The sequence below is a fragment of the Vibrio sp. V08_P9A1T1 genome (genome assembly GCF_963874405.1).
Lineage (GTDB): Bacteria > Pseudomonadota > Gammaproteobacteria > Enterobacterales > Vibrionaceae > Vibrio > Vibrio anguillarum.
The window spans coordinates 1-3,699 of the sequence record NZ_CAWNIB010000171.1 but is presented as its reverse complement, the minus strand read 5'-3'; the positions used below and the strand labels follow the sequence as shown (position 1 = coordinate 3,699).

Here is a 3,699-nt window from a genome sequence, read left to right as displayed (position 1 = left end):
CGTTATATGCTTTAGAGGAAATATGGAACAGTTTGATCGCGTAGAGCGTTATCTAAAACGAATTAGAAATATATACTCTGGAGATAATTTGATCTTTTGGGATGACAGGGCATGTGTTGAGGATGATATTCTTTCCTTCTTTATTCATTGCCACCACTTACAAGATTGGGTGTCAAATCTCAATAAAGTCGGTATTACTTCTAAGCAAACTAAACAATTCATCGAAGGTCATGAATCTCTTCAAATCTGTGCTGATTTAGCAAATCAATCAAAGCACTGTCGTTTGACAAAGAGTCCTTGGTCGGGAGTAAAGCCTCACCTCGCAGGGGTTCAATATGAAAGTGTTGGTGATTCGAATAGCCCTGGTATAAGGGGGAAATTTGCAGTTGTAACGGATGATGCAACATTTGATGTTTTGGAGTTGGCTGAGTTTTGCCGGCGTCATTGGAGTCTTCTAAAGCACGATATTGAGCAGCAATGGGTACGCATATAACAAACAATTTAAGAGGGATTCCCAACGCTTGGCATTTTTCTTCTACTTCACTTTTAGTGGTTACGGTGTAATGCTTTAGGTTGGGTGGTAGCGTTGCTCACCCCTTAATTGGGCGTTAGGCGACTAGGAGATAATATTGGCTAAGGTAACTAGAATCCAAGCGGGGCAATACTCGGTGGATGATGGGCGATTTATCGTAAAACAAGGTTCAGGCTGGCTTGTACTTACTGCAAACGGTTCTCATGATTTTGGTCCTGTACCTACACTCGCATCTGCGAAACAGTATGTTGAGTCGGGAACGACACCGTTGGGGCAGCATAATTTGTCCACGAAACATGGCAAAAGACAAAGTAAAAGAGAGTTCAATTCGTATTTGGCGTCTGAAGCTAAAAATGGAAACCCGATGCCCGCAATCTTGTGGTTTATTGTTCTTTTTATAGTTTGCGGTGTTACATTCGCTGTTCGAGGTCATTAGATAGCCAAAAGTCGTCGCCTAACAAATTGTTCAAGAGTGATTCGGCACGCGTGGCATTTTTATTATGCGTCGGTCTCAGTGGTTAAGGTGTTATGCGGAAGCTTAGGTATTGCGTGCCTCACACCTTAACAAGGCGTTAAGCAGCCGTTTGGCTTTATTATTACAGTTGGAGGTTGGTAAAAATGCCATTAAATCACGCATCGATATACACAGATTTGACTGATGAACATTACTCGTTAATCGGTCGTGTTGTTGTCGAATGGTCTAACGTGGAATTTCTGTTAGGATCTTTATTGAGTCGTTTGTTGTTTACTCCTGAGTTCCCTGGTCGCGTATTTTCGAGGGGAATGGGTGCTGCTAGATTACAACTTTCTATAAAAGACGCATTGGAATTGCATAAGCTACGTTATAGGAACAAGATTGTATCTGAAGATCTGCATTTGAAAATATCACAGATAAATCACCAGTTAGATAAGCTGAGAACAACAAGAAACAAATTTGCACATTTTTGTTGGGCAAGAACCAGTGATAATGAAATTTTTGGCACGGGATTTTCTAGCGCTAATTGGGATTCAAAACGTTTTGGGAAGAACAGTGCAAGCTTCACCGTACAAGAACTAAAAGATTTTAATGATCAACTTTATAAGATAGTCGATGAACTTAGTTATATTATTGAGCAGATACCAGAAATGCAAGAAGATGGTATATCTAAAAAGCTTGGTAAATCATCTGCTTAACAAAGCATTTAAGAGTGATTCCCAACGCTTGGCATTTTCCGTTTAAGGTTGGGTTTCGTGTTTACGGCGCAATGGTTTGGGTTAGGTGGTAGCGTTGCTCACACCTTAATGCGGCGTTATAACTAGTTGCGATAAATTTGATAGTAGTGCTGTTGAATATAAATGTATAATGTCCACTAATTTAATGGGGACAATTATGTATCGTATTTCCAAACTCAGAAGCTGCTTACTAGTGGCTGCTATTTCTTCTTTTTCTTCCGGAATGGCAGTTGCTGATATGTTTCAGCCTAGCCATTCTTGCATTAAGCCATATAAACCCTTTCAGTTTAAAAGTCAGTACGAAGTAGACAGCTTTAATGATGATGTGCAGCGGTACAAACAGTGTATTAGCGACTTTGTTGAAGAGCAGAATGATGCAATGCATAAGCACTCTGATGCAGCTGACGATGCAATTAGTGATTGGAATAATTTTGTTAACTACGAACTAAATTAATTTAGCTAACCGAACACGCTGAAAGTTAGTTATAACAAGCAATTTAAGAGGGATTCACAACGCTCGGCATTTTTGCTTCTACTTCAAATTTAGTGTTTATGGCACAATGCTTTAGGTTTGGGTGGAGGCGTTGTTCACCCCTTAATTGGGCGTTAAGCATCAGGAGTTAATGGTGGCATACGAGATATATGATTGGCTTGATATAAGCAGAAGATATAAAAGCGCTATATTATTGGGTAATGGTGCATCAATTAGTCTAGATAAATCATTTACATACGCATCATTGAAAGACCATGCAATCGATTATGGGTTGTTATCTAAAGATGTAGAAAAGCTCTTTGAACATTTCGAAACAGATGATTTTGAGTTGATATTGCGTTTAGTTTGGCAGGCAAATAAGGTCAATTCAGCGCTAAAAATTAAAGATAAAGCAACTAAAAAGGCATACAAACATGTTAGAGATTGCTTAATCAAGGCTGTGCGCAGTATCCACCCTGAATACGATGAAATTGAGGGAGACCTAGATACAGTAGGTGAATTCTTAAGTGGGTTTAAAACGGTTTTGTCATTAAATTATGACCTTACATTATATTGGGTAATGATGAGAGCTAATCGCAATGAAGATGGGCATAAGTTCAAGGATTGTTTTCTTCGCGGTGAATTTGATGAAGATTGGAATAGATTCAGAGAGCCGTATAGCTGGCGAGATAAGCGTACAACGTTAGTTTTCTATCCTCATGGTAATCTGGCTTTAGCTCGCAATGTTGTAGAAGAGGAAATTAAGCTCAGTAGCAGAGTCGGCTCTGATTTGTTGGGAAGTATATTACATGAGTGGGAATCAGGCGAGTGTATTCCTCTGTTCGTAAGTGAGGGTGTTTCTAGTCAGAAAGTTCGCTCAATCCAAAATAGTCATTACCTCAATACTGTATATAGAGAAGTGATTCCAGATATAGGGCGCAGTTTGGTTATATATGGGTGGGGGCTTGGAGAACATGATGTTCATATTATCGAGCGCTTAAGAGCATCGAATGTCAGGCGAATAGCTGTGTCGGTGTTTGGAGATAATCAAGCATACTGCCGTAGAGTATCAGAAATTATTTACGAAAGTTTTGGCCGTGATTTTATAGTCGATTTCTTCGACAGTCAAAGTCCAGGGTGCTGGAACAATGATGCTTAACAAACGCTTTAAGACGGATTCGCAACGCGTGGCGTTTGTGGTTTGCAGTAAGTTGAGTGATTTAGGTGGTGTGCGGAAACATCGCATTGCGTTGCTCACCACTTAAGCGGGCGTTATGCAACTCAGGTAAAATTAGGGGTTCAATCTTGTGGGATTTCTCCGGCCATTCGTTTTGTGTTGTCGGCAAATGAGCATTTTATCCTCAAATTCGTGGTTAACTCAAACCGTAAAACAGGCAAGATTCTTTGTTTGCCTCAATTAGTTTGAGCGCTGGTGCGTTGTTGAATTAGAGGGCGCAAAGTGTGGAAAGGGCAAGTTATTGGA

The 3,699-nt window shown here is 40.1% G+C and carries 5 protein-coding genes; all 5 read left to right on the top strand.

The annotated features are described in order from the left end of the window. On the top strand, positions 1–493 hold a 493-nt coding region (locus AACT21_RS07710), incomplete at its 5' end, for a hypothetical protein (RefSeq protein WP_254917187.1). Positions 494–629: 136 nt separating this feature from the next. Beyond that, complete coding sequence (locus AACT21_RS07705; RefSeq protein ID WP_254917186.1) at positions 630–968, top strand: hypothetical protein; 339 nt, start codon at positions 630–632, stop codon at positions 966–968. 182 nt (positions 969–1,150) lie between these two features. After that, positions 1,151–1,705, top strand: coding sequence for a hypothetical protein (locus AACT21_RS07700; RefSeq protein WP_094163938.1), 555 nt, complete (start codon positions 1,151–1,153; stop codon positions 1,703–1,705). A 196-nt stretch (positions 1,706–1,901) separates the two neighbouring features. Continuing rightward, positions 1,902–2,198 (top strand): hypothetical protein, encoded by a 297-nt coding sequence (locus AACT21_RS07695; protein ID WP_094163936.1) that lies wholly within the window; start codon positions 1,902–1,904, stop codon positions 2,196–2,198. A gap of 169 nt (positions 2,199–2,367) precedes the next feature. Continuing rightward, positions 2,368–3,375 carry a DUF4917 family protein gene (locus AACT21_RS07690; protein ID WP_094163934.1) on the top strand — a complete coding sequence of 336 codons (1,008 nt, stop codon included), beginning with the start codon at positions 2,368–2,370 and terminating at the stop codon, positions 3,373–3,375. Positions 3,376–3,699 lie beyond the last annotated feature (324 nt).

Bases quoted from the DNA above. Each gene is read 5' to 3' on its own strand.
- AACT21_RS07690 (WP_094163934.1), top strand. From the start codon at position 2,368: ATGGTGGCATACGAGATATATGATTGGCTTGATATAAGCAGAAGATAT.
- AACT21_RS07700 (WP_094163938.1), top strand. From the start codon at position 1,151: ATGCCATTAAATCACGCATCGATATACACAGATTTGACTGATGAACAT.
- AACT21_RS07695 (WP_094163936.1), top strand. From the start codon at position 1,902: ATGTATCGTATTTCCAAACTCAGAAGCTGCTTACTAGTGGCTGCTATT.